Raw genomic sequence first — 22,864 nt, forward strand, 5'->3', positions numbered from 1 at the left:
GTCGGGAACACCGTGGGCTCACGCATCACCGACGGGGTGGCGACACCCATCGATAGAGCGTCAGCGCCTGCGTGTGCGGTGCCCGAATGGCCGGAAATACTCACCGAATGTCCTCCTGTCGTTCGATCAGACGTTGCAACAACCTGTCCCTGTGTACTTCATCGCGCGCGATCGCGACAGCGGTACGCGCCAGCGCGAGCGCACCGTCGATCACGGCCCGATCCGCCGAGGCGTTCACCGCGGCCGCCGCGAAGTCCGGTTGGTGGGTCACCGCGCCACCGGCGTCGATGCCGATCACCGGGTGGATGCCGGGGATCACGTTGGTGACGTTGCCCATGTCGGTGCTCCCGAGCGGTCGCAGCACCTCGAGCTCGGGCGCGATCGGCACCCGTCCCAAACCGGTGATCTGCGCGCGGTAGGCAGCGATGAGAACCGGGTCGGGGGTGAGCTCGGTATAGGTGGGCGCGAGCGTCCGTATGTCGTGGGTGCAGCCGGTCGCCAGGGCGCCCGCCGCGAAGCATGCCTTCGCCCGGCGCATCAGGTCGTCCAGGGACGCGGCGTCGGCAGCGCGAAGGTAGTACAGCAACTCCGCACGTCCGGGCACGATGTTGGGGGCTACACCACCGTCGGACACTATACCGTGCAGCTGCTGGCCCGGCCGCAGATGCTGGCGCAGCAAGCCGAGAGCAACCTGGGTGACGGTGATCGCGTCACCCGCGTTGAGGCCGAGTTCGGGGGCGGCGCTCGCGTGCGCCTCGCGGCCGTGGAAGGTGACGGCGAGGTCGGCCAGCGCCAGCGATCGGGCGCCGACGATGTCGGCCGGGCCGGGGTGGACCATCATCGCCATCGCGATGTCGTCGAAGGCGCCCGCCTCGAGCATGAGTACTTTGCCGCCGCCGCTCTCCTCGGCGGGTGTGCCGAGCACGACGACGGTGAGGCCGAGCTGATCGGCAACCTCGGCCAGGCCGAGCGCGGCACCGGTCGAGGACGCGGCGATGATGTTGTGCCCGCAGGCGTGCCCGATCTCGGGCAGCGCGTCGTATTCGGCGCAGATGCCGACGGTGAGCGGGCCGCTGCCGTAGACGGCGCGAAAGGCTGTGGGCAGTCCGGCGATTCCGGTGGTGATCTCGAAGCCGCGGGCGCGTAGCGGGGCGAGAACCTTGGCGACGCTCCGGGTCTCGTCGAAGGCCAGTTCGGGTTCGGCGTGAATCGCGTGCGACAGCCCGATCAGCTCGTCCGAGGCCGCGAGGATCGCGGTATCGGCTGCGGTCGCCGAGAATTCGCCGGTACGCGAGGGTGCCATGCACTCAGTCTCGCATCAGTGCTGCGCCCGGGCGCACCGGCGAAGGACCTCAGCCGCCGAAGGGCAGGTTCTCCGGGGTCACCGGCGTGGCGAGCGCGGCGAGGGTCTCCGCGTGCAGCGAGGTCTTGATGATCGGGGTGATCGGCTTGCGCAGGCTGGTGAGCGCGGCGGCACGGGCGACGGCGGTGGGCAGCACCTGGTCGGCGTCGGCCTTCGCGTCGACGATGCCCGCGGCGATCGCCTCGTCGGCGCCGAAGCGGTGCCCGGTGGTCATCGCCTGCACGCACACCTGATTGCTGAGGCGGCCCTGCAGCAGCGCGTTCATGCCGATGGTGAAGGGCATGCCGAGGTGCACCTCGGGCAGCGACCAGAAGCCGCGGTCGCCGCGCATCACCCGGAAGTCGTGCGCGGAGGCCAGCATGGCGCCCGCACCGAAGGCGTGGCCGTTGATGGCGGCGACGGTCGGCATCGGGAAGGTCAGCAGCCGGGAGTAGAGGGTGTGCACACGGTCGAGGTAACCGTGGATCTTGTCCAGGTTGCCGAACACCCAGTCGGTGTCGAGGCCGTTGCTGTAGAACTTGCCGGTCGCGACGGTGACCAGCGCCGCGGCACCCTCGGACGCCTCGACCTTGTCGAGTTCGGCGTGGAAGGCGTCGATCCAGTCCGGCGAGAAACGGTTCTCGTTGTCGGTCTGCCCCTCGTCACCGAGGTACAGGACGAAAACTTCACCAGAGCGCTCCAAATACGGCATGCAGGGAGAATAGTCCGCCCCAGAACACTCCCCTACTCGCGGGTAGACACCTTTCCCAGCCCGCACATCCCGACCTCGAGGAGGGATCGCCGCGAAGCGGCGGTCGGGACTTGCGGGGCCGCCGACTCGAGCGCGCCAGCGCTCCAGGGACATAAGCTATCCCCATGCTTGCCGAGAAGGCCGCCGAGGCTATCGCCGAACGTACGGGAGTGCCGCGTCATCGCGTGGCCGTGGTGCTCGGATCGGGGTGGCAGCAGGCCGCGGCCGAGATCGGTGCGCCGCATGCCTCGATCGCCATGCCGGAGCTGCCCGGCTTCGGCAGGCCGAGCGCGCAGGGGCACGGCGGGATGGTGCACTCGGTCACCGTCAACGACAACAATGTGCTGCTGCTGATGGGCCGTCAGCACCTGTACGAGGGCTACACGCCCCAGCAGGTGGTGCACCCGGTGTCGGCGGCGATCGCGGCCGGTGCGGAGATCGTGCTGCTCACCAATGCCGCGGGCGGGATCAGGGGCGGGCTGCGGGTGGGTGAACCGGTCCTCATCGCCGACCACCTGAACCTCACCGCGCGCACCCCACTGGAGGGGGCGCGGTTCGTCGACCTGGTCGACGCGTGGGATCCCGAATTGCGCACGCTGGCAAAGGAACTCGACCCCTCACTCGGTGAAGGCGTGTACGCCGGGCTGCTCGGGCCGCAGTACGAGACGCCCGCCGAGATCCGCATGCTTGCCACTCTCGGCGCCGATCTGGTCGGCATGTCGACGGTGCTCGAAGCAATCGAAGCCCGCTCACGCGGGGCGCGGGTGCTCGGCATCTCGCTGGTCACCAACCTGGCCGCCGGGGTCACCGGCCAGCATCTGTCGCATGCGGAGGTGCTGGCCGAAGGGCAGGCCGCTGCGCCCCGGCTCGGCAAACTGCTGCGCGGCATCCTGGAGCGGGTGTAGATGCTGCGCTTCGGGACCGCGGGCCTGCGTGGCCCGTTGCGTGAGGGACCGGACGGGATGAACGTGACCACCGTCTCGCGGGCGACCGCAGGCCTGGCCGACTGGTTGCGGGCGCGGTGTCTCGGCGGCGGTGCGGTGGTGGTCGGGCGCGACGCCCGGCACGGTTCCGCCGAATTCGCGACCGCGACAGCCGAGATCTTCACGGCCGCAGGGTTTCCCGTGACCCTCTTGCCCGAGACCGTGCCGACGCCGGTGGTGGCGTTCGCGGTGCGTGAGCTGGGTGCGGTGGCGGGCGTGCAGATCACCGCCTCGCACAATCCCCCCGCCGACAACGGGTACAAGGTGTATCTCGACGGTGGCTCACAGCTCATCGCACCGGCCGATGCCGAGATCGAGCAGTACATCGAGAAGGTCGTCGAACCGGTCGAGCGGACGCCTGTTTCACCGTCCGGGGCCGAACTGGTCGACCGGTACCTGGCGCGGGTCGCCGAACTGCCCGGTGTGCTGGGCGGTCCTGGGGCGCGAGCCGAGGTGCGGATCGCCTTGACGGCCATGCACGGTGTGGGCGGCGACCTCGCCGTGCGAGCGCTGTACGCCGCGGGATTCCCCGACGTGCACGTGGTGGACGAACAGTTCGCCCCGGACCCCGACTTCCCTACCGTCGCCTTTCCCAATCCGGAGGAGCCGGGAGCGGCCGATCTGCTGCTCGCACTGGCCGAGCGGGTGGGCGCCGACGTGGCGATCGCCCTGGATCCCGACGCCGACCGATGTGCCGTCGGCGTGCCGGGACCGGACGGCTGGCGCATGCTGCGCGGCGACGAAACCGGTGTGCTGCTCGCCGATTACGTGCTGCGCACCGCTTCCGACGACCCGCTGGTCGCGACCACGATCGTCTCCTCGCGCCTGCTCTCGAAGCTGGCGCCCGCGCGTTCGGCCCGTTACGCCGAGACCCTCACCGGCTTCAAATGGTTGGCCAGGGCGGGTGACGGCCTGGTGTACGCCTACGAGGAAGCAATCGGCCACTGCGTCGACCCGTCGAAGGTCCGCGACAAGGACGGCATCTCCGCCGCGGTGGCCGCCGCCGATCTGGTCGCCCTGTTGAAGGCGCAGGACCGCACCCTCCTCGACGAACTCGATTCCTACGCGGTCGAATTCGGCCTCCACGCAGGCGATCAAGTGTCGCTACGCCTACCCGACCAGGCCGCGGCAACAACCCTCGCCGCCGCCCTGCGCACGAACCCACCCGTCGAGATCGCGGGCACACCGGTGAAATTCACCGATCAGGCCCAGGTGCGCGGCCGAATGCGCACGGACGCATTGATCTTCGAGGCCGACGACTTCCGCATCGTCGTCCGGCCGTCGGGTACCGAACCGAAATTGAAGTGCTACCTGGAGGTCTTCGCCCCCGTCACCGAGCTCTCGAATCTGCCTGCGGCGCGCCTGGAAGCCGGCAACCGGCTCAGCGAACTGGCCGGCTTCTGCAGGGCGCTCAGTCCCACTTGATCGGCGGCTCAGCCGCCATCACCTCGGGCCTCTCGGCGATCGGCAGCCGCAAGTTCACCTTGTGCCCGCCCTCGACCGAGCAGCGTCGGAAAGGGCCGTTCGGCGCGGTCAACTGCCTGACATGCGGGTCGGCGTGGTCGAGGAACCAAACACTGAGCGCCGGGCCGCCCAGCAGGCGATAGTGCTCCCACGCCTGCCACAGCGCGTGGAGCCGGACCGCCGCACTCGGGTGCCGCCACCACTGCGGACACCACGACAGCCGATCCCCCGGCACGTAGGCCAGATCGTCGCCGAACAACGGCGCGAAATACTCCGTGACCCACTCGTCCACCGTGGCGTACGCCCGCTCCCGCATATCCGAACTCCCCATACCAGCAGGATCCCACGAAATCCGTTCGGTGGTAAGCCGATTCAGCGGGGGCCGAATTGGCGGTCGCCCGCGTCGCCGAGGCCGGGGACGATGTAGGCGTGTTCGTTGAGTTTCTCGTCGACGACGGCGGTGACGAGGCGGACGGGAAGGCCCGAGTCGGCCAGGGCGGCAACGCCTTCGGGGGCGGCTACGACGCAGACGGCGGTGATGTCGGTGGCGCCTCGGGCGACGAGGAGTTCCAGAGTGTGGATCATCGAGCCGCCGGTGGCGAGCATGGGGTCGAGGACGAAGACGGGGAGGTCGGTCAGGTCGGTCGGCAGGGATTCCAGGTACGGGACGGGCTGGTGGGTTTCCTCGTCGCGGGCGATGCCGACGAACCCGACGCGGGCCTGTGGCACGAGATCGGCGGCGGCGTAGACCATGCCGAGACCCGCGCGCAGGACCGGGACGAGCAGCGGCGGGGCGGCCAGGCGGACACCGTCGGTGACGGCGACCGGCGTGTTGATCGGTTCGCGGACGACGGGCGCGTCACGCAGGGCCTCGTACATCAAAATGCCCGTGAGGTCGGCCAATGCGTTGCGGAAGGTGGCGTTGTCGGTGCGGGCGTCTCGCATCGTGCTCAGCAGAGTGGCGGCGAGCGGATGGTCGACGGTGTCGGTGCGCATGAAAAAACGATAGGGTCACCACGCGCTTCCGGTGCGTCCGCTGGGGAAATTTCGCGGAAGAGGGAACCGAACGCGGAGCCGGTGCGTCGAATCAGGTGAATGACGTACTCTGCCCGGGAACTCGAGGATTGGGGGAAGTTCGATGGTAAAGATGTCGGCCGATGCCGAGGGCATCGTCGCCTATAGTGCGACCGCCGGAACCATGTCCACCGAATTCGCCACGGCGGCGGCCGCATCGGTGGCATCGAACCCGGCTCTGCTCGGCCCGGTGATGGGACTCATCGGCGGCGATTTCGTCACCGCCTACGCCGCCGCCCAGGCCGGTCACGTCGCCGCGATCGCCCAGCTCTCGGCCGTGATGGCCAGCATGGGCACCGCAACGGCAGGCGCCGCGACCACCCTCGTCGACACCGACACGGGCAATGCCGCCGCCATCGAATCGGCAGCGGGCGAACTCGCATGATCGACCTCAGCGGACTGGCTCAACCCCTGTACGACCTGCTGTCCAGCTTCGGTAGCGGTGTCCTCGGCACCGGCGGCGCGTCCGACGGCCTGCGCAGCACCTCCGCCGAGATCGACCAGATCTATCAACTCGGCCGCACCGGCATCAATGCGGTGAACACCGCCTGGGACGGTTTGGCCGTCGACGCGGTCACCTCGAAGGCGCTGCGCGTGCAGACCTCCTCGGCCACCCTGTCCGACACCGGCAACGAGATGGCCACCGTGGTCGACCAGGCCGCCGCGTATGTGCAGACCGGGCAGAAGGAACTCGACGGAATCGTCAACTCCTTCCTCACCGAGGTCTCCGCGCTCAGCCCGGTCCTGGCCACCCCGGCGGGCCTCACCGCCGTCGTCGCCTCGGCGATCGACCACATCGGCCAGGGCATGGGCGTGGTCGGACGGGTGCAGGACGAACTCGGCACCCAGACCGCCGCCATCAAGGAGCTCACCCCGGCACCGTCGAGCACTCCCCTCGCCAACACCGCCAACCTCTCGACCTCGGCCGCCTCCACGCTGCTGTCCACCGCGACGAGCGCGGGCGGTTCGATGCTGAGCGCGGTGTCGTCGGGACTGTCGACGGCCATGGGCGGCGGCGACTCGAGCAGTTCGGGCGGGACCAGCACGGGCAACTCGACCAACAACGGCAAGACCTCGACCCCCACCGGGTCGTCCACGGGCTCCACCGGCACCGGCGTCAAGGTCACCCTGCCCGACGGCAGCGTGGTCGAAGCCCCCAACGAGGAGGCCGCCACGGCCGTGCGCTCGGCCATCGGCGCGGTCGGCACCCCGTACGTGTGGGGCGGCAACGACCCGGGCTCGGGCATCGACTGCAGTGGGCTCACCAAGTACGCCTACGGCGAGGCCGGGGTGGAACTGCCTCGCCTGGCCCAGGAACAGCACATCGGACACCCACAGGTGTCACCCGGTGACCTGATGCCCGGTGACCTGGCCGTATGGGACGGCCACGTCGCCATGGTCGTCGGCAACGGGCAGCTCGTCGAGGCGGGCGACCCGGTCTCGATCAGTTCGATCCGAACGGAGAACAGTGGCATGGAGTTCTACGGCTTCTACAGGCCTACCTCATGAGCGAAACCCCGATCCCCGAGGTTCCCAATGTGGAAACCGCGGTCAGCACCAACCGGTCGGGCACCATCTCGGTGCGTGCGACCAGCATGGGGTTGCCGATCGCGCTCAAGTTCGAGCGCAGCGAATACCAGTACGGCGCGCAGGCCCTCGCCGATGAGATCCTTCGCCTGACCAGGCGTTCGACCATCGCGGCCGCCGCGCGCCTGCGCGAGGTGTACAGCGAGCAGGCCGGCATCCCCGATGCCCTGCTCGACAAAATGAACCTGCCGACCCGGCGTCAGGCCGTCGACGAGCTCGACCGCATCGACGACGCCGACACCGGTCAGACGAGCTGGATGAGGCCCCTGTGAGCGCGGAAATGGACGCCCTGGTCGCGGGCGTGACCGAGAAACTCGAGGCGCTCGAGGCTGCGCTGTACGGGTTGAAGCAGGTCAACGGCAAGTTCACCACCGAAGACGGGCTGGTCACCGCCGAGGTGAACAGCGACGGCGCGCTGGTCGATCTGCGCCTGGACGAGGGCATCACCGCCCTGCCGCCGGCGGAGGCCGCGCAGCTGATCCTGTCGGCGTGCAGGCAGGCCACCGAGACCGCGGGCGAAGCACGCTCCAACATCATTGCGACACTGAACGAATCGCTCACCGGCGGCACTGCACACCCGCCGGGGGAATTAGCACCCGGGCCGGATAGTGCGCGGCGCTGAAGCTCGATAGGCTTCGCGTCATGGCTTCTGGAGACATCGTCCCGATCGAGCTCGGTCTGACCGATGGCGATCTCGTCACCCTGTGGGCACCGCGCTGGCGTGACGGTGACGACGAGTACATGGCGTTCCTCGGACACGAGGACGACCTCTACGGTTTCGAGTCCGTTGCGGAGTTGGCCGCGTTCATCCGCACCAACACCGACAACGATCTCGTCGAGCATCCGTCGTGGGCGGTGGTCGCCGGTCTGTCGGCCGCCGAACTGGAGCCGGAGGACAACTTCACCTTCGATCTGGTCTCCGTGCCCGAGCTGGCCGCCGGTGAACCCGACGGTGAGGTGGTCGGAGAGCTCGAGGACACCCTGGCCATGGTTCGCAACATCGGCGACGTGTGCGAGCTCGACGTGGTGACGGCGTTCTTCGACGACAACCCGGTACTCGGTGTGCTGGCCAACGGCGTCGGCACCTTCACCGGGCGCGACGGCGAGGAGCTGTGGGACCAGGTCGGTGCCGCCATCGTCAAGGGCTGGGACGACGTGCTCGACGCGATCGACAGCATCGTCACCACCCCCGAGGTGGATGCCGCGGCGGTCGAGGTCGCCGAGGCCGAGCTGCTGGCCGCCGAGGAGAACGTGGTCGACGCCGACGACGTGGTCGAGGAGGACGAGGAGTTCGAAAGCGTCGACCTCACCGCCGACGACGAGGACGAGACCTTCTGGCACGAGGTCGGCATCGACCCGGTCAAGATCGTCACCTCCGACGGTGAGCACTTCACCCTGCGCTGCTACCTCGACGACGAGCCGATCTTCCTCGGCAACGGCCGCACCATCACGGTGTTCGGTTCCGAGCGCGCGCTGGCCCGCTACCTGGCCGACGACCACGAGCACGAGCTTGCCCGGGTGTCGACCTTCGGCGACGTGCAGACCGCCGCGGTCGACGGTTCACTCGAGGTGGAGGTGAGCGACGAGAACGTCTACGTGCTCACCGGCCTCGTGGAGGATCTGGCCGAGGGGCCGGAGGCCGTCGACATCGAACAGCTCGACCTGGCTGTCGAATTGTTCACCGACGCAGCCGATTACGCCGATGACGACAGCGTGGAACAGGCGCTTGCCGCGTCGAACCCGCTGGGTTGGTATGTCTCCTACCTGCTCAACCCGGACCCGAACCGGCTGGCCCCGAACCCGCCGTTCACGTCCGAGGCCCAGCAGTTCCGGGAACTGCAACGCGCGTTCGAAGCACGGCTGGTCAGCGAGTAGCAAGGCGAGAAGGGTGGCACCGAGGAGGTGCCACCCTTCTTCGTCATCCGACCAGGACCGCGTAGCGCGGTTTGATGATCTCGTCGATGATCTTCAGGCGATCGGGGAACGGGATGAACGCCGACTTCATGGCGTTGATGGTGAAGCGTTCCAGGTCGCTCCAGCCGTAGCCGAAGGTTTCCACCAGTTTGAGCATCTCCTGGCTCATGGTGGTGTCGCTCATCAGCCGGTTGTCGGTGTTGACGGTGACCCGGAACCGCAGCCGGGCCAGCAGGTCGAAGGGGTGCTTGTCGAGCGAGGGCACCGCACCGGTCTGCACGTTCGACGACGGGCACAGTTCCAGCGGAACCCGCATGTCACGCACATAGTTGGCGACGATCCCGAGCTGGGCGTCCTCGACGGCCCCGGGCACGCTGATGTCGTCGGTGATGCGGACACCGTGCCCGAGACGGTCGCACCCGCAGAAGGCGAGCGCCTCGTGGATCGACGGCAACCCGAACGCCTCCCCCGCGTGAATCGTGAAGTGCGCGTGGTTCACTCGCAGATATTCGAAGGCGTCCAGGTGCCGGGTGGGCGGGAACCCGGCCTCGGCCCCCGCGATGTCGAACCCACCGACCCCGCTGTCGCGGAAGCGCACCGTGAGCTCCGCGATCTCCCGGGAACGCGCGGCATGCCGCATGGCGGTGAGCAGACATGTCACCCGGATGATGTTGCCCTGCTCCGCCGCGATCGCCTCCCCCTCCCGAAACCCGGCAAGGGTGTGCTCGACCACCTCGTCGAGCGTGAGCCCCTTCTCCAGATGCTGCTCGGGCGCGAACCGCACCTCGGCGTAGACCACCCCGTCGGCGGCCAGATCGATGGCACATTCCCGAGCCACCCGCCGCAAACCCTCCGGCGTCTGCATCACCGCGACGGTGTGGGCGAACGTCTCGAGGTACAGCTCGAGCGACCCGCTGTCGGCGGCGTCCCGGAACCACGCCCCCAAACTCTCGGCATCCTGCGCGGGTAGTTGGTCGTAGCCGCACTCGGCGGCGAGCTCTAGCACCGTCTCCGGCCGCAGACCACCATCGAGATGGTCATGCAGCAAGGCTTTGGGTGCACGTCGGATCGAAGCAAGGTCGAGGGGCGCCGGTCCAGTCATATCCAAACGTTAGCCGTTCCGCCTCTCCGCGTCTTCAGGCCGGACTCAGGTGCGGGGGGACTTGCGTCGGCGGCCAGACGATGTCGGTGGCCGAGTGAGCCCGTACCCGGCGAGTTACCCATGTTCCCGCGAGATCAGTTGGCAGGTAAAGCCGCTCAGCCGACCCGCCCGAGATCCGACTCCCCCGACTCACTCGGCGATGGCGCGCAATGGACCCAGCGTTTGGTCCCAGGTAGCGCAGCCGCAATCGCCGTGACAATGAACAGCACGATCACCGACACCCAAGCCACCATCGGCGCGTCGGCGCCGACCATGAATGCCACCACGGCGCCCAGCAACGACCCGGTGAGTACCGACGTCCGTCCGCGCGGCTTTCGGCGGCCGAGCAGGCGGCCGCCGATCAGGTTCAGCACGCCGACCGGAGCGACGATCGCGGCCATGATCACCAGCAGCACGCCCGTGACGAGCCGGAAGTCCACCTGATCCGGTTCGATCGGCTCGTTCACCACCCTGACGGCGTCGAAAATCATCAGCCCGGCGATCGCGAACGCGATCAGCGCCGAGATGAAGGCGAGCACCCGCGCGACCGCCGCCGTCCGCCTTCCGTTGCCGCGGTCTCCCGCCCCGACCACCGACACAACGAACCTCCCGATCGTGGCCGTGCGGCCACGACTATTACCTCAATCGACCCGTCCCAGCACAAGCTCGCCGGGCTTGCTCTCCGGGGTGAGTTCGATCCCCACTGCACCGTCGAGTGCTTCCAACGCGCCCGCGAACGCTTCGGGGGTGTCCGTGTGCAGAGTGAACAAGGGCTGGCCGACCACAACCGAATCGCCCGGCTTGGCGTGCATCTCGACACCCGCACCCGCCTGGACCTGCTCGCCTTGCCGCGCACGCCCGGCACCGAGCCGCCAAGCGGCCAGGCCCACGCCCATCGCGTCGAGCCGCGTCAACACCCCGGCCGACTCGGCCCGCACCGTCTCGGTATGCCGCGCGGTCGGCAGCGGGGCATCGGGATCGCCGCCCTGTGCCTGGATCATCGTCCGCCAGTGATCCATCGCCCGGCCGTCGGCAAGCACCTCGGCCGGGTCGACGTGCAGTCCGGCCTGGGCAACCATCTCGCGTGCGAGGGCGAGCGTCAGTTCGACCACATCGGCGGGCCCACCTCCGGCCAGCACTTCGACCGACTCCGCGACCTCGAGCGCATTGCCTGCGGTCCGGCCGAGGGGGGTGTCCATCGCGGTCAGCAACGCGACGGTCTTCACTCCGGCATCCCGCCCGAGCTCGACCATCACGGCGGCCAGCTCGCGCGCCTCGTCGAGGGTCTTCAGGAACGCCCCGGTCCCGACTTTCACGTCGAGCACCAGCGCCGCGGTCCCTTCGGCGATCTTCTTGCTCATGATCGAACTCGCGATCAGCGGAATCGACTCGACCGTCCCGGTCACATCACGCAGCGCGTACAGCCTTTTGTCGGCGGGGGCGAGGTCGGCGCCCGCGGCGCAGATCACGGCACCGATCTCGGGGTCGGCGAGGATCTCGCGCATCCGGGGCACGGTGATGTCGGCCTGCCAGCCGGGGATCGACTCGAGCTTGTCCAGGGTGCCGCCGGTGTGGCCGAGGCCCCGCCCCGACAGCTGCGGCACCGCCGCGCCGCAGGCCGCCACGAGGGGCGCCAGCGGCAGGGTGATCTTGTCGCCGACGCCACCGGTCGAGTGCTTGTCGACGGTGGGCCGCGGCAGGTCGGTGAAATTCATCCGGCTCCCCGAGCCGATCATCGCCGCCGTCCACCGAGCGATCTCACGCCGGTTCATGCCACGCAGCAGGATGGCCATCGCGAGGGCCGACATCTGTTCGTCGGCCACGATCCCCCGGGTGAACGCGTCGACCACCCAGTCGATCTGCTCATCCGAGAGCTCGCCGCCATCCCGTTTGGCCCGAATGATCGATACCGCGTCCAGTGCCGTCATGCGGCCAGTCTGGCACGCGATATCGGCCGCGGCACTCCGCACACCGAGCGAGCCCCGGCCATACCTCCATCGGGTCGGAGCAGGACCCGCGCGTCGTTCGGGTCGGGCACTGGTCGACCGGTGCGATCAGCGCTGCCCGGCCGCCAGATCATCGGGCCCGAACGCGTACGGCAACAGCTCGCTCAGCGGTTTGGGCCCCTCGGCATGGTCCACGAGCAACTCACCCCCGCCGTGCTCGAACAGCAGCTGCCTACACCGCCCACACGGCATCAAGATTTCGCCACGGGAATCGCTCACCGATACCGCCACGAGGCGGCCCCCACCCGACCCGAATAAGTTACCGACGAGTACGCATTCGGCACACAGGGTTAGTCCATATGAGACATTTTCCACATTGCAACCGCTCACAATTCGACCGTCCGTCGTGAGAGCCGCAGCACCGACCGGGAAACCCGAGTACGGGGCATACGCGCTACCCATTACGCGAATTGCCATGTCGCGCAAGGTATTCCAGTCGATTTCGGACATCGCGAACCTCCAGCCGATACCGCCGAACATGTCCGCGCGGGGGCTCGGACACCAGTATTCGGCATCGAGAAAGGTAAACCTAACTCGGCCGATTCGTGCACAACGCACGGCACGCCGAATTAGTTCCGCGAAACAGAGAGGATTAGAGTCAGCCGAAGATCGGTTCAGGTTCCCGGCGGCGGGCCAGCGCTCGAGAATACAGCGCAGCCACCTGGGCATTTGCCTCTCCACGCAGCCGGCGTCGGATCTGTGACCGGGTCCATCAACGACGTTGGAGGCACCGCACTCTATGACCACGATAGAAGCTCCGGCTCCGGCCCAGCCGAAGCGGAAGACGCTGTACCGCGGCGACCCCGGCATGTGGTCCTGGGCGCTGCACCGGATCACCGGTGTCACGATCTTCTTCTTCCTCTTCGTGCACGTGCTGGACACGGCACTGGTTCGGGTGAACCCGAACACCTATGACGAAGCCATCGAGCTCTACAAGAACCCGCTGGTCGCGCTCATGGAGATGGGCCTCGTCGTCTGCGTCCTGTTCCACGCGCTCAACGGCGTCCGCGTCATCCTCGTCGACTTCTGGTCGCAGGGTCCGCGCTTCCAGAAGCAGATGCTCTGGGTCGTGCTGACCATCTGGATCCTGGTCTCCGCCGCGGGCGTCGGCCGCCAGTTCTTCTACCTGCTGACGGAGCACTGATATGTCTGCACCTGTCCTCGGCAAGTCCTACGACCGCCCCGCCAGCCTCGACGCCCCGCGCGCCCCCCGCGGCAAGGCCAACAGCAACTTCGAGAAGTACGCGTGGCTGTTCATGCGCATCTCGGGCCTGTTCCTGATCGTGCTGGTCATCGGCCACATGTTCATCATGCTGATGATCGACGGCGGCGTGAACCGGCTGAACTTCGCGTTCGTGGCCGGTCGCTGGTCCAGCCCGTTCTGGCAGTTCTGGGACCTGTCCATGCTGTGGCTGGCTCAGCTGCACGGCGGCAACGGTCTGCGCACCGTCATCGATGACTACTCCCGCAAGGACTCCACCCGGTTCTGGCTCAAGACCATCCTCGTGGTCTCGATGATCCTGGTGATGAGCGTGGGCACCTACGTCATCTTCACCTTCGACCCCAACATCACCGGTTAGGAACAGGCCACCTCGCATGAGTGAATCCCGTCCGATTCAGGAACATCGCTACGACGTGGTCATCGTCGGCGCCGGTGGCGCGGGCATGCGCGCGGCGATCGAGGCCGGTCCCCGGGCTCGTACCGCGGTCCTGACCAAGCTCTACCCGACGCGCAGCCACACCGGCGCGGCCCAGGGCGGCATGTGCGCCGCGCTGGCCAACGTCGAAGAAGACAACTGGGAATGGCACACCTTCGACACCGTCAAGGGTGGTGACTACCTGGTCGACCAGGACGCCGCGGAGATCATGGCCAAGGAGGCCATCGACGCGGTCATGGACCTGGAGAAGATGGGCCTGCCGTTCAACCGCACGCCCGAGGGCAAGATCGACCAGCGTCGCTTCGGTGGCCACACCCGTGACCACGGCAAGGCGCCCGTGCGTCGCGCGTGTTATGCCGCCGACCGCACCGGTCACATGATCCTGCAGACGCTCTACCAGAACTGCGTCAAGCACGACGTCGAGTTCTACAACGAGTTCTACGTGCTCGACCTGGTGATGACCGAGTCCGACCGTGGCCCCGTCGCCACCGGCGTCGTCGCCTACGAGTTGGCCACCGGCGAGATCCACGTCTTCCACGCGAAGTCGATCGTGTTCGCCACCGGCGGCTCGGGCCGTATGTACAAGACCACCTCGAACGCGCACACGCTGACCGGTGACGGCATGGCGATCGTGTTCCGCAAGGGCCTGCCGCTCGAGGACATGGAGTTCCACCAGTTCCACCCGACAGGCCTCGCGGGCCTGGGCATCCTCATCTCCGAGGCTGTTCGTGGTGAGGGTGGCATCCTGCGCAACGCCTCCGGCGAGCGCTTCATGGAGCGCTACGCCCCAACCATCAAGGACCTCGCGCCGCGTGACATCGTCGCCCGCTCGATGGTGCTCGAGGTGCTCGAAGGCCGTGGCGCCGGGCCGAACAAGGATTACGTCTACATCGACGTGACCCACCTCGGCGAGGACGTGCTCGAGGAGAAGCTGCCCGACATCACCGAGTTCGCGCGCACCTACCTGGGTGTGGACCCGGTGAAGGAGCTCGTGCCGGTCATGCCGACCTGCCACTACGTGATGGGCGGTATCCCCACCCGCATCCGTGGCGAGGTGCTGCGCAACAACACCGACGTGGTCCCCGGCCTCTACGCCGCCGGTGAGTGCGCCTGCGTGTCCGTGCACGGCGCGAACCGTCTCGGCACCAACTCGCTGCTCGACATCAACGTGTTCGGCCGTCGCGCCGGCATCGCGGCCGCCGAGTACGCCCAGCGCACCGAGTTCGTCGAGATGCCGGAGAACCCGGCGCAGATGGTGCAGGACTGGCTGGCGCTGATCCTGTCCGACCACGGCAACGAGCGCGTGGCCGACATCCGCACCGAACTGCAGTACACGATGGACATGAACGCCGCCGTGTTCCGCACCGAGGACACCCTCAAGCAGGCCCTCACCGATATCCACGCGCTCAAGGAGCGCTACACCCGGATCACGGTGCAGGACAAGGGCAAGCGCTACAACAGCGACCTGCTCGAGGCCGTCGAGCTGGGCTTCCTGCTCGAGCTGGCCGAGGTCACCGTCGTCGGCGCGCTCAACCGCAAGGAATCGCGTGGTGGCCACGCCCGCGAGGACTACCCGGATCGCGACGACGTGAACTTCATGCGGCACACCATGGCGTACAAGGAGGGCCCGGAGCTCATCTCCGAGATCCGCCTCGACTTCAAGCCGGTGGTGCAGACCCGCTACGAGCCGATGGAGCGTAAGTACTGATGACTGCTGTAGCAGAACCGACCACGCAGAAGCCCGCGCCCGTCCCCGAGGGCTCGGTCATGGTCACCGTGAAGGTGGCCCGGTTCAGCACCGAGAACGACAAGGGCGCGTACTGGGATTCGTTCCAGGTGCCGGTCCTGCCGACCGACCGCTTCCTCAACGTGCTGATCTACATCAAGTCCTACCTGGACGGCACCCTCACCTTCCGGCGTTCCTGCGCCCACGGTGTGTGCGGTTCCGACGCGATGCGGATCAACGGTGTGAACCGGCTGGCCTGCAAGGTCCTCATGAAGGACATGCTGCCCAAGGGCGACAAGACCCTCACCATGACCGTCGAGCCGATCCGCGGCCTGCCGGTGGAGAAGGACCTCGTCGTCGACATGGAACCGTTCTTCGACGCGTTCCGTGCCGTGAAGCCGTACCTGATCACCTCGGGTAACGAGCCGACCCGCGAGCGCATCCAGTCCCAGCACGACCGCGCCCGCTTCGACGACACCACCAAGTGCATCCTGTGCGCCTGCTGCACCACCTCCTGCCCCGTGTACTGGAGCGACGGCAGCTACTTCGGCCCGGCCGCGATCGTGAACGCCCACCGCTTCATCTTCGACAGCCGTGACGAAGGCGCCCGCGAGCGCCTCGACATCCTCAACGACGTCGAAGGCGTGTGGCGCTGCCGCACCACCTTCAACTGCACCGACGCGTGCCCCCGTGGCATCGAGGTCACCAAGGCCATCCAGGAAGTCAAGCGAGCCCTCCTCTTCGCCCGCTGACCTCCCCCGGTCCCTGCAAAAGGCCGCCTTCATCTTTCGATGGAGGCGGCCTTTGCTGTCACTCTTCCTGTGCGAGATGGGTTTTGGCGTCCTCGTAGGACCCGCTCGGGGCGGTGTCGTCCTTGGTGTACACCAGGTGCAGCACCCCGGTGCCGAAGGTGTCCGAGGAGAGCAGGCGGAGGGGAATCGTCGTCCCGTCCTCGAAGAGCCGCTCCCCTTTACCGACCACGATCGGGTGCACCAGCAGGTGCAGTTCGTCCAGCAGTCCCGCGGCCAGGAGTTGGCGCACCACCGATACCGAGCCGCTGATGGCGATATCGCCGCCCGACCCTTTCCTCAGCTCGGCCGCGGACGCGGTCAGGTCGCCGTCGAGGCGCTCGGAGTTGCGCCACGGGAAATCGCGGTCCTCGTGGGTCACCACCAGTTTGCGCGCGTCGCCGAGCTTCTTCGCGAACGGCGCGTCCGGTCCACCTTCGGCTTCGCGGCCGGGCCATGCGCCGGCGAAGCTGTCGTAGGTCACGCGGCCGAGCAGCAGTGTGTCGGCGCTGCCGAGCTGGGCGTCGACCGCGGCGCCCATGGCGTCGTCGAAGTAGGGGAAATGCCAGTCCTGCGGGTCGGCGATCACGCCGTCGAGAGACATGAACAGACCGGCGGTGATCTTCCTCATCGGTACTTCTCCTCGGTGAGCGGTGAGTGTGTCGATTACTACGACGGTGCGCGGCTACCGAACTAATCGCGGCGCGGAACTACTGCGCGGACGGGCTTGACGAAAGAATAGATAGCGCTACTATCCATAGTAGACAGTGCAACTATCTACTATGGAGTCGCCGTGATCGTCGTCGTTCTTCTCGTCTCGCTCCTGGGATTCCGGGCACTAGGAGCGCTCGGCGTCAGCCGGTTCGCCTCCTGGTCCGCGGCCGCCGCGCACGCACTGGCCGTCATGCTGATGATGACCGGTTCCGCTCACTTCATGCCGTCGAGCGTCACCGTGATGCCCAACTACGGCGACCTGGTGGCGATGGTGCCGTCGTTCGTTCCGTTCCCCGGGTTCATGGTGCTGTTCACCGGCGTGCTGGAACTGCTCGCGGCCGTCGGCCTGATCCTCACCCGGACGCGCCGGATCGCGGGCTGGGCACTGGTACCGCTGTTCGTGCTGCTGCTGCCCGCCAACATCTACGCGGCCGTCGAAAATGTCACCTTCGCAGGCGAACCCGCGTCTCCCCTGTGGCAGCGCGTCCCGGAACAGCTGCTGTACATCGGCTTTGCGATCTGGGCGACGGGTTCCCTCACTCCGGCCACCCGGGATCGCGTGTCCGCTCAGCGGTGATTACGCGAAGCCGGTTGTGCGGGCGAGGTCGGCGAGCATGGTGTCGAACATGACTTCGGGGTCGGTGAGGGGAATCGGGTAGTTGCCGAACACCTCTAGGGTGACGTGGCCGAACAAGCGAACCCAGGTCTGCACCATCACGTAGGTGACGCCGAGGTCCAATTTCTCGGCGGGGAACTTCTGGCCCGAATCCGAGAGCATGGCCAGCAGTTCGGTCTGGAAGTCGATGAGGTCGTCGCGGAGTTCGACGGGGATGGATTCGCCGGGCGGGGTGGCGATTTCGAAACTGGCCAGCAACCGGCCCGCAGCGGCGAGGAAGATCCGGCCGAAGGGCTCGTCGAAGCGGCGCAGCATGGCGCGGCTCGAGGTGGGCGAGGCGAACACAAGGGTGAATTCCCTGGGGTTGGCCAGCGCCCACCGCCGGAAACCCCGGCAGATCGCGAGGAACTGCACCGCGCCGTCGTCGGGCAGGTCCGCGATGCCCGACGACAGGAAGTCGCCGAGATCGGCACAGAATTCCACCCGCAACCGCTCGATCAGCTCGTCGCGGGAATCGTAGTGCCGGTACAGCGCGGGGGCGGTGACGCCGAGTTCGCGCGCGATGGCCCGCAGGGTGACCGCGTCGGGGCCGTGCTCGGCCAGCAGCGCCCGTGCGACCCGCCGGATATCGGTGTCGGCCACGACGGGCGCCCGGCCGCGTGCCTTGGTCGTCAACCGCCCACCCCCTCGCTGCTGTTCGGGCTCAAGAGTATTCGACTTCCCACCGCTTGATGCCGTTGAGCCAGCCGCTGCGCAGGCGCACCGGTTCGGCGACCTGACGCAGGTTCGGCATCGCGTCGGCAATGGCATTGAACATCAGGTCGATCTCCAGGCGGGCGAGATTCGCGCCGACACAGTAGTGGGTTCCGGTGCCACCGAACCCGACGTGCGGATTGGGGTTGCGCAGCACGTCGAACCGGAACGGGTCGGTGAAGGCGGTCTCGTCGAAATTGGCCGAGCTGTAGAACAATCCGAGACGCTGGCCCTTCTTGATCTGCTGTCCGCCCAGCTCGAGGTCGCGGGTCGCGGTGCGTTGGAAGGCGTGCACGGGGGTGGCCCAGCGCACGATCTCGTCGGGGGCGGTGCGTGGCCGCTGATCCTTGTAGATCTCCCACTGCTCGGGGTTGTCGACGAAGGCCTTCATGCCGTGGGTGATCGAGTTGCGGGTGGTCTCGTTGCCTGCCACCGCCAGCAGGATGACGAAGAAGGCGAACTCGTCGGAGCCGAGGTGCTCGCCGTCGACATCGGCGTTCACCAGCTGAGTCACGATGTCGGAGGCCGGACAACCGCGCCGCTGCTCGGCCATGTTCCAGGCGTAGCCCATCACCTCGGCGGTGGCGGTGTGGTGATTGCCCTCGAACTCCGGATCGTCGTAGGAGATCATCTGGTTGGTCCAGTCGAACAGCTTCATCCGGTCCTCCTGCGGCACGCCGAGCAGTTCGGCGATGGCCTGCAGGGGCAGCTCGCACGCGACCTGCTGCACGAAATCACCCCGACCGGATTTCTTCGCCTCCCAGACGATGCGTTCGGCCCGTTCGGTGAGCGCGGCCCGCAGGTTCTCCACCGCGCGAGGGGTGAATCCCTTGGACACGATGCGCCGGATCTTGGTGTGCTGCGGCGGATCCAGGTTCAGCATGAGCATGTTGCCGAGCATGTCGATCTGCTCACGGGTGGTTTCCTCGTTGAACCGGATGATGGCGGTGTTCTCGTGCGACGAGAAGTCCTCGGGGTTCTTCGAGATCTCCTTGATGTCGGCTAGCGTCGACACCACCCAGTAGCCGCCGTCGTCGAAGCCGCTCGCCCGGTCGGACTGCGCGCACCACCAGACCGGCGCCGTGCGCCGCAGTTGCGCGAACTCCTCGATCGGCAGGCGTTGCGCGAGCAGGTCGGGATCGGTGAAATCGAATCCCGCGGGGATATCGGTGCTGGTCACGGTGTCTCCTTCGGCTGACTCCAGAACGTGATGTAGAACACGTTCTGATCGATGAAACCACGCCGCACCCATTTGTGAACAGGTTTTAGTAATACCTGTTTATGAAACCTGGTCGGCAAGATGGCGCGAATCCGTGCGCGCGCCGACTCCGCTGGGCAAGATGGCGGCGTGGACTTGCCGTACCTGCGAGCCAACCCGCACCTGCTGCCGACCTTCCTCGCGCATCAGCGCCTGCGCACCACCCCGGTCGGCGGTGGGTCGATCGCGGTGGCCGAGCGCATCGGCCTCGACGACGGCACCCAACTGTTCCTCAAAACCTGGCCCGGCGGGATCTCGGCCGCGCCCACCGACGGCGCCCCGGCGGCCGCCCCGCCGGGATTCTTCGCAGCCGAAGCACGCGGTCTGCGCCGGCTGCGGGAGGCGGGCGGTGTCGCGATCCCCGAGGTCTACGCCGTCTCCGACGACCTGCTGCTCATGGAATGGGTCGACCACGCCGAACCCTCCCCGGCCGCCGCCGAACGATTCGGCGCGGGGCTCGCTCGGCTGCACAACGCCGGTGCGGCCGAATTCGGCGCTCCAGTCGACGGTTTCCTCGGGAGCCTGCCGCAGGACAACACCCCCGGCCACGACTGGCCGAGCTGGTTCCAGGAACGCCGAATCCTTCCGTTCCTGCGGCTCGCCGTCGATGCGGGCGCACTCGACCCGGCCGATGCCACCACCGTCGAGTCGATCCACCTCGAAGCCCCCGCCGAACCGCCGTCCCGGATCCACGGTGACCTGTGGCCCGGCAACATCCTCTGGGGCCCGTCCGACACCCCATGGCTGATCGATCCCGCCGCGCACGGTGGCCACCGCGAAACCGACCTGGCCACGCTCTTCCTCTTCGGCGGCGCGCCCCACCTCTCCCGAATCACCGCCGCGTACAACGAAATCCATCAGCTCGAGGCGGGCTGGCAGGAGCGCATCCCACTCCATCAACTTCCCCTGCTCCTGGTTCACGCCGTCCTGTTCGGCCGCTCCTATCGCGCCGCCGTCCTCGACGCGGCCGCCCGGTATCGATAGGCCGCACTCGGCACCAACAGGTCCTGAACCAGGGCTTACAAATTTACGTTCCGCGTAACGATTCGATGTCGGGACGCTCGAGCGGTCGTCGCAGAACTGGTCATGTGACCAAACTGCCTCATGTTCAAACGATTGACGCTCGCCGCGGTCTGTGGCGCAGCCGCCCTCCTGCCCGTCGCCGTCCCCGCGGATGCGGCGCCGAAGTCCGATCCGAAGATCGCCTCCTACAACGTCTTCATGCTCGCCGAGGCCCTCTACCCGAACTGGGGGCAGGAGCAGCGCGCCGACCTCATCGCGCAGCAGAACGTCCTCGCAGGGCAGGATGTCGTGGTTCTCCAAGAGCTGTTCCACAACGAGGCGGGCGACCAGTTGCTGAACAACCTGAAGCGGGACTTCCCGAATCAGACGCCGGTGGTCGGCCGCACCCGCTCCGGTTGGGATGCCACCCAGGGCTCGTACTCGGCAACCACACCCGAGGACGGCGGTGTCGCGATCGCGAGCCGGTGGCCGATCAGCCGCAAGGTGCAGTTCGTGTACAAGGACGCGTGTGGTGCGGACTGGTTCTCCAACAAGGGTTTCGCGTATGTGAAGCTCGCCGCGCCCGGCGGTCCGGTGCACGTGATCGGCACGCACATGCAGTCCGAGGACGACGGGTGCAGCTCGGGCCAGCCCGGTCAGGTGCGGGCGAAGCAGCGCGCACAGATCAAGGCCTTCCTCGCGGCGGAGCGGATTCCGGCCGATGAGCCGGTATATGTCGCGGGCGATATGAACGTGATCGAATCCAGTCCCGAATACGGTGCCATGCTGGCCGATCTCGCTGCCGTAGGCCCCCAGCACACCGGTCACGCCTTCTCCTGGGACTGCGCGGACAACTCGGTCTGCCGCGACCAGTACGGCCCCGAATACGCCTCGGAGCACCTCGATTACGTGCTCCCCATCAAGGGCCACTCCGTGCCCGACCGCTACGTCAACGAAACCCGCCGAGCCAAGAGCCCGAGCTGGAGCGTCACCGCCGACGGCACCACCTACACCTACACCGACTACAGCGACCACTACCCGGTCTTCGGCTACACCGGCTGACGCGGCGAAGACTGTTACGGATACGGCGCGGCCGTTGCCCAGTTCTCGCCCGCTATGACGACGTGGTCGAGGTAGCGGAGGCCGACTGTGGCGGCGGCCTGGTAGAGGAGGGTGCTGGCTCGGCGGTCGTCGGGGCTGGGGGTGGGGTCGCCGGAGGGGTGGTTGTGGACTACGGCGAAAGCCCGGCCGTCGTGGCGCAGGACGGTGTTGAGGATTTCGCGGACGGGGACCGCGACGTGGTCGATGGCGCCCTCGGCGACGAAAACCCGGTGGCGCAGGCGGTTCTGGGTGTCGCAGATCAGGACGAGCAGGCGTTCCACGCGGGCGCCCGCGAACAGCGGGGCGGCGGCGCGTGCGATGTCGTCGGGTGCGGTGAGCCTCGGTACCGGTTCGCTGGTTCGTGAACGGGTGCCGAGGTGGAACGCGGCGATCACGGCGGCGGCCTTGGCCGGGCCGATCCCGGCCTGCGATGCCAGCTCCTCGGGGCGGGCGGCGGCGAGTTCGGCAAGGCCGCCGTATTCGGCGAGCAGGTGGGCGGCGAGTTCGAGTGCGGATTGCCCGCGCGTGCCCTGACCGAGCAGCAGCGCGAGCAATTCGGTGTCGGTGAGCACGTGTGGGCCGAGCGCGAGCAAACGCTCACGCGGGCGCTGGGCGACGGGCAGATTCGCGATCGGTACCGACACATTCCCCCCTACGTCATCGGTGACGAGACCGATACTCGCAGAGGGCACCGACAGGTTCGGCTATCGCTCAGCCACCGCGGGCGAATCCGTGTCGATATCGTGTGGTTCCGGACTGAACACCGAATCGGCCATCAGCCGTTCGAGGTTGCGCAGCTGGCGCTCGTGCACGACGATCCGCCGCAATGCCTCGTTGACGGTGGTGTTGCTGTCGGCCGTGCCCATGATCTCGGCGGCGGCATCCAGCAGTTCTTGATCGAGATCTATCCGCAGGCTTCGCAAGCATCCTCCTCGGGTACAAACGCAATCTTGCGCGATGCGCGGTCGGCGCGTCCGCCGTTTCAC

27 protein-coding genes are annotated in these 22,864 nt (G+C 67.5%); 14 read left to right on the plus strand and 13 right to left on the minus strand.

Translation table 11 applies throughout. The annotated features are described in order from the left end of the window. Positions 1-100: 100 nt before the first annotated feature. Both AB0I19_RS10390 and AB0I19_RS10395 read right to left on the minus strand, forming a co-directional pair. Positions 101-1,303, minus strand: a complete 1,203-nt coding sequence (locus AB0I19_RS10390; RefSeq protein WP_357146983.1) for a M20 family metallopeptidase — start codon at positions 1,301-1,303, stop codon at positions 101-103. Between the two features lie 49 nt (positions 1,304-1,352). Beyond that, positions 1,353-2,054, minus strand: a complete 702-nt coding sequence (locus tag AB0I19_RS10395) for an enoyl-CoA hydratase-related protein (protein WP_357146985.1) — start codon at positions 2,052-2,054, stop codon at positions 1,353-1,355. Between the two features lie 164 nt (positions 2,055-2,218). On the opposite strand from AB0I19_RS10395, the gene AB0I19_RS10400 reads away from it, so the two are divergent. Beyond that, entirely contained in the window at positions 2,219-2,998 is a 780-nt protein-coding gene (locus tag AB0I19_RS10400) for a purine-nucleoside phosphorylase (RefSeq protein WP_357146987.1), read from the plus strand. Beyond that, positions 2,999-4,501: a phospho-sugar mutase gene (locus tag AB0I19_RS10405; RefSeq protein ID WP_357146990.1), complete on the plus strand. Its 1,503-nt coding sequence runs from the start codon at positions 2,999-3,001 to the stop codon at positions 4,499-4,501. Here the strand turns inward: AB0I19_RS10405 and AB0I19_RS10410 are convergent. Both AB0I19_RS10410 and upp read right to left on the minus strand, forming a co-directional pair. Continuing rightward, positions 4,488-4,856 carry a DUF4913 domain-containing protein gene (locus AB0I19_RS10410; protein WP_357146993.1) on the minus strand — a complete coding sequence of 123 codons (369 nt, stop codon included), beginning with the start codon at positions 4,854-4,856 and terminating at the stop codon, positions 4,488-4,490. The two genes, AB0I19_RS10405 and AB0I19_RS10410, sit on opposite strands and share 14 nt — an antisense overlap. Positions 4,857-4,912: 56 nt before the next feature. Continuing rightward, complete coding sequence (gene upp, locus AB0I19_RS10415) at positions 4,913-5,536, minus strand: uracil phosphoribosyltransferase (RefSeq protein WP_356984886.1); 624 nt, start codon at positions 5,534-5,536, stop codon at positions 4,913-4,915. Between the two features lie 142 nt (positions 5,537-5,678). Here upp and AB0I19_RS10420 point away from each other — a divergent pair, with 142 nt between their 5' ends. Genes AB0I19_RS10420 through AB0I19_RS10440 form a run of 5 tightly spaced genes read left to right on the plus strand, consistent with a single transcriptional unit; the run spans position 5,679 to position 9,076 of the window. Then, positions 5,679-5,999 carry a hypothetical protein gene (locus AB0I19_RS10420; protein ID WP_067490775.1) on the plus strand — a complete coding sequence of 107 codons (321 nt, stop codon included), beginning with the start codon at positions 5,679-5,681 and terminating at the stop codon, positions 5,997-5,999. Then, positions 5,996-7,123 carry a C40 family peptidase gene (locus AB0I19_RS10425; protein ID WP_067490777.1) on the plus strand — a complete coding sequence of 376 codons (1,128 nt, stop codon included), beginning with the start codon at positions 5,996-5,998 and terminating at the stop codon, positions 7,121-7,123. The genes AB0I19_RS10420 and AB0I19_RS10425 overlap by 4 nt, the downstream gene beginning before the upstream one ends. Then, positions 7,120-7,473, plus strand: coding sequence for a hypothetical protein (locus AB0I19_RS10430; protein ID WP_067490779.1), 354 nt, complete (start codon positions 7,120-7,122; stop codon positions 7,471-7,473). Before AB0I19_RS10425 ends, AB0I19_RS10430 begins: the two co-directional genes overlap by 4 nt. Further along, entirely contained in the window at positions 7,470-7,823 is a 354-nt protein-coding gene (locus tag AB0I19_RS10435) for a YbaB/EbfC family nucleoid-associated protein (protein ID WP_166655760.1), read from the plus strand. The genes AB0I19_RS10430 and AB0I19_RS10435 overlap by 4 nt, the downstream gene beginning before the upstream one ends. A 20-nt stretch (positions 7,824-7,843) precedes the next feature. Next, entirely contained in the window at positions 7,844-9,076 is a 1,233-nt protein-coding gene (locus AB0I19_RS10440; RefSeq protein WP_357146996.1) for a primosomal protein, read from the plus strand. 43 nt (positions 9,077-9,119) lie between these two features. Here AB0I19_RS10440 and AB0I19_RS10445 read toward each other — a convergent pair whose 3' ends face one another. The 4 genes from AB0I19_RS10445 to AB0I19_RS10460 form a co-directional block, all read right to left on the minus strand. Continuing rightward, positions 9,120-10,217, minus strand: coding sequence for an adenosine deaminase (locus tag AB0I19_RS10445; protein WP_357146999.1), 1,098 nt, complete (start codon positions 10,215-10,217; stop codon positions 9,120-9,122). Positions 10,218-10,372: 155 nt separating this feature from the next. After that, positions 10,373-10,855: a hypothetical protein gene (locus AB0I19_RS10450; RefSeq protein WP_357147002.1), complete on the minus strand. Its 483-nt coding sequence runs from the start codon at positions 10,853-10,855 to the stop codon at positions 10,373-10,375. A gap of 42 nt (positions 10,856-10,897) precedes the next feature. After that, positions 10,898-12,184, minus strand: coding sequence for a thymidine phosphorylase (locus AB0I19_RS10455; protein ID WP_357147005.1), 1,287 nt, complete (start codon positions 12,182-12,184; stop codon positions 10,898-10,900). A 126-nt stretch (positions 12,185-12,310) separates the two neighbouring features. Then, positions 12,311-12,712, minus strand: a complete 402-nt coding sequence (locus tag AB0I19_RS10460; RefSeq protein ID WP_357147008.1) for a cytidine deaminase — start codon at positions 12,710-12,712, stop codon at positions 12,311-12,313. 289 nt (positions 12,713-13,001) lie between these two features. On the opposite strand from AB0I19_RS10460, the gene sdhC reads away from it, so the two are divergent. Genes sdhC through AB0I19_RS10480 form a run of 4 tightly spaced genes read left to right on the plus strand, consistent with a single transcriptional unit; the run spans position 13,002 to position 16,398 of the window. After that, positions 13,002-13,406, plus strand: coding sequence for a succinate dehydrogenase, cytochrome b556 subunit (gene sdhC / locus AB0I19_RS10465; protein ID WP_181697571.1), 405 nt, complete (start codon positions 13,002-13,004; stop codon positions 13,404-13,406). 1 nt (position 13,407) lies between these two features. Further along, a complete protein-coding gene (locus AB0I19_RS10470; protein WP_181697572.1) occupies positions 13,408-13,842 on the plus strand; it encodes a succinate dehydrogenase hydrophobic membrane anchor subunit in 435 nt (144 codons plus the stop codon). Positions 13,843-13,858: 16 nt separating this feature from the next. Beyond that, positions 13,859-15,628, plus strand: coding sequence for a succinate dehydrogenase flavoprotein subunit (sdhA, locus tag AB0I19_RS10475; protein WP_220139230.1), 1,770 nt, complete (start codon positions 13,859-13,861; stop codon positions 15,626-15,628). Next, positions 15,628-16,398 (plus strand): succinate dehydrogenase iron-sulfur subunit, encoded by a 771-nt coding sequence (locus tag AB0I19_RS10480; protein WP_067490793.1) that lies wholly within the window; start codon positions 15,628-15,630, stop codon positions 16,396-16,398. Before sdhA ends, AB0I19_RS10480 begins: the two co-directional genes overlap by 1 nt. Before the next feature lie 58 nt (positions 16,399-16,456). Here the strand turns inward: AB0I19_RS10480 and AB0I19_RS10485 are convergent, their stop codons facing one another. Next, positions 16,457-17,065, minus strand: a complete 609-nt coding sequence (locus AB0I19_RS10485; protein ID WP_357147010.1) for a dihydrofolate reductase family protein — start codon at positions 17,063-17,065, stop codon at positions 16,457-16,459. A gap of 162 nt (positions 17,066-17,227) precedes the next feature. Here AB0I19_RS10485 and AB0I19_RS10490 point away from each other — a divergent pair, with 162 nt between their 5' ends. Continuing rightward, positions 17,228-17,725 carry a hypothetical protein gene (locus AB0I19_RS10490; protein WP_357147012.1) on the plus strand — a complete coding sequence of 166 codons (498 nt, stop codon included), beginning with the start codon at positions 17,228-17,230 and terminating at the stop codon, positions 17,723-17,725. Here AB0I19_RS10490 and AB0I19_RS10495 read toward each other — a convergent pair whose 3' ends face one another. Together AB0I19_RS10495 and AB0I19_RS10500 are read right to left on the minus strand one after the other, a co-directional pair. Next, positions 17,726-18,439 (minus strand): TetR/AcrR family transcriptional regulator, encoded by a 714-nt coding sequence (locus AB0I19_RS10495; protein ID WP_357147015.1) that lies wholly within the window; start codon positions 18,437-18,439, stop codon positions 17,726-17,728. Positions 18,440-18,467: 28 nt separating this feature from the next. After that, the gene (locus tag AB0I19_RS10500; RefSeq protein ID WP_067490801.1) at positions 18,468-19,697 is read right to left on the minus strand and encodes a cytochrome P450; all 1,230 of its coding nucleotides are present in this window, start codon (positions 19,695-19,697) and stop codon (positions 18,468-18,470) included. A gap of 168 nt (positions 19,698-19,865) precedes the next feature. On the opposite strand from AB0I19_RS10500, the gene AB0I19_RS10505 reads away from it, so the two are divergent. Together AB0I19_RS10505 and sph are read left to right on the plus strand one after the other, a co-directional pair. Further along, a complete protein-coding gene (locus AB0I19_RS10505; RefSeq protein WP_357147018.1) occupies positions 19,866-20,759 on the plus strand; it encodes a fructosamine kinase family protein in 894 nt (297 codons plus the stop codon). A gap of 120 nt (positions 20,760-20,879) precedes the next feature. Next, the gene (gene sph, locus AB0I19_RS10510) at positions 20,880-21,839 is read left to right on the plus strand and encodes a sphingomyelin phosphodiesterase (protein ID WP_357147021.1); all 960 of its coding nucleotides are present in this window, start codon (positions 20,880-20,882) and stop codon (positions 21,837-21,839) included. Positions 21,840-21,853: 14 nt separating this feature from the next. Here the strand turns inward: sph and radC are convergent, their stop codons facing one another. Both radC and AB0I19_RS10520 read right to left on the minus strand, forming a co-directional pair. After that, positions 21,854-22,522 carry a DNA repair protein RadC gene (radC, locus tag AB0I19_RS10515; RefSeq protein ID WP_357147023.1) on the minus strand — a complete coding sequence of 223 codons (669 nt, stop codon included), beginning with the start codon at positions 22,520-22,522 and terminating at the stop codon, positions 21,854-21,856. Between the two features lie 60 nt (positions 22,523-22,582). Continuing rightward, the gene (locus tag AB0I19_RS10520) at positions 22,583-22,801 is read right to left on the minus strand and encodes a type II toxin-antitoxin system VapB family antitoxin (RefSeq protein ID WP_067641359.1); all 219 of its coding nucleotides are present in this window, start codon (positions 22,799-22,801) and stop codon (positions 22,583-22,585) included. Positions 22,802-22,864 lie beyond the last annotated feature (63 nt).

Origin of the sequence: Nocardia sp. NPDC050413 (assembly GCF_040655475.1) — a bacterium.
GTDB classification, from domain to species: domain Bacteria; phylum Actinomycetota; class Actinomycetes; order Mycobacteriales; family Mycobacteriaceae; genus Nocardia; species Nocardia coubleae.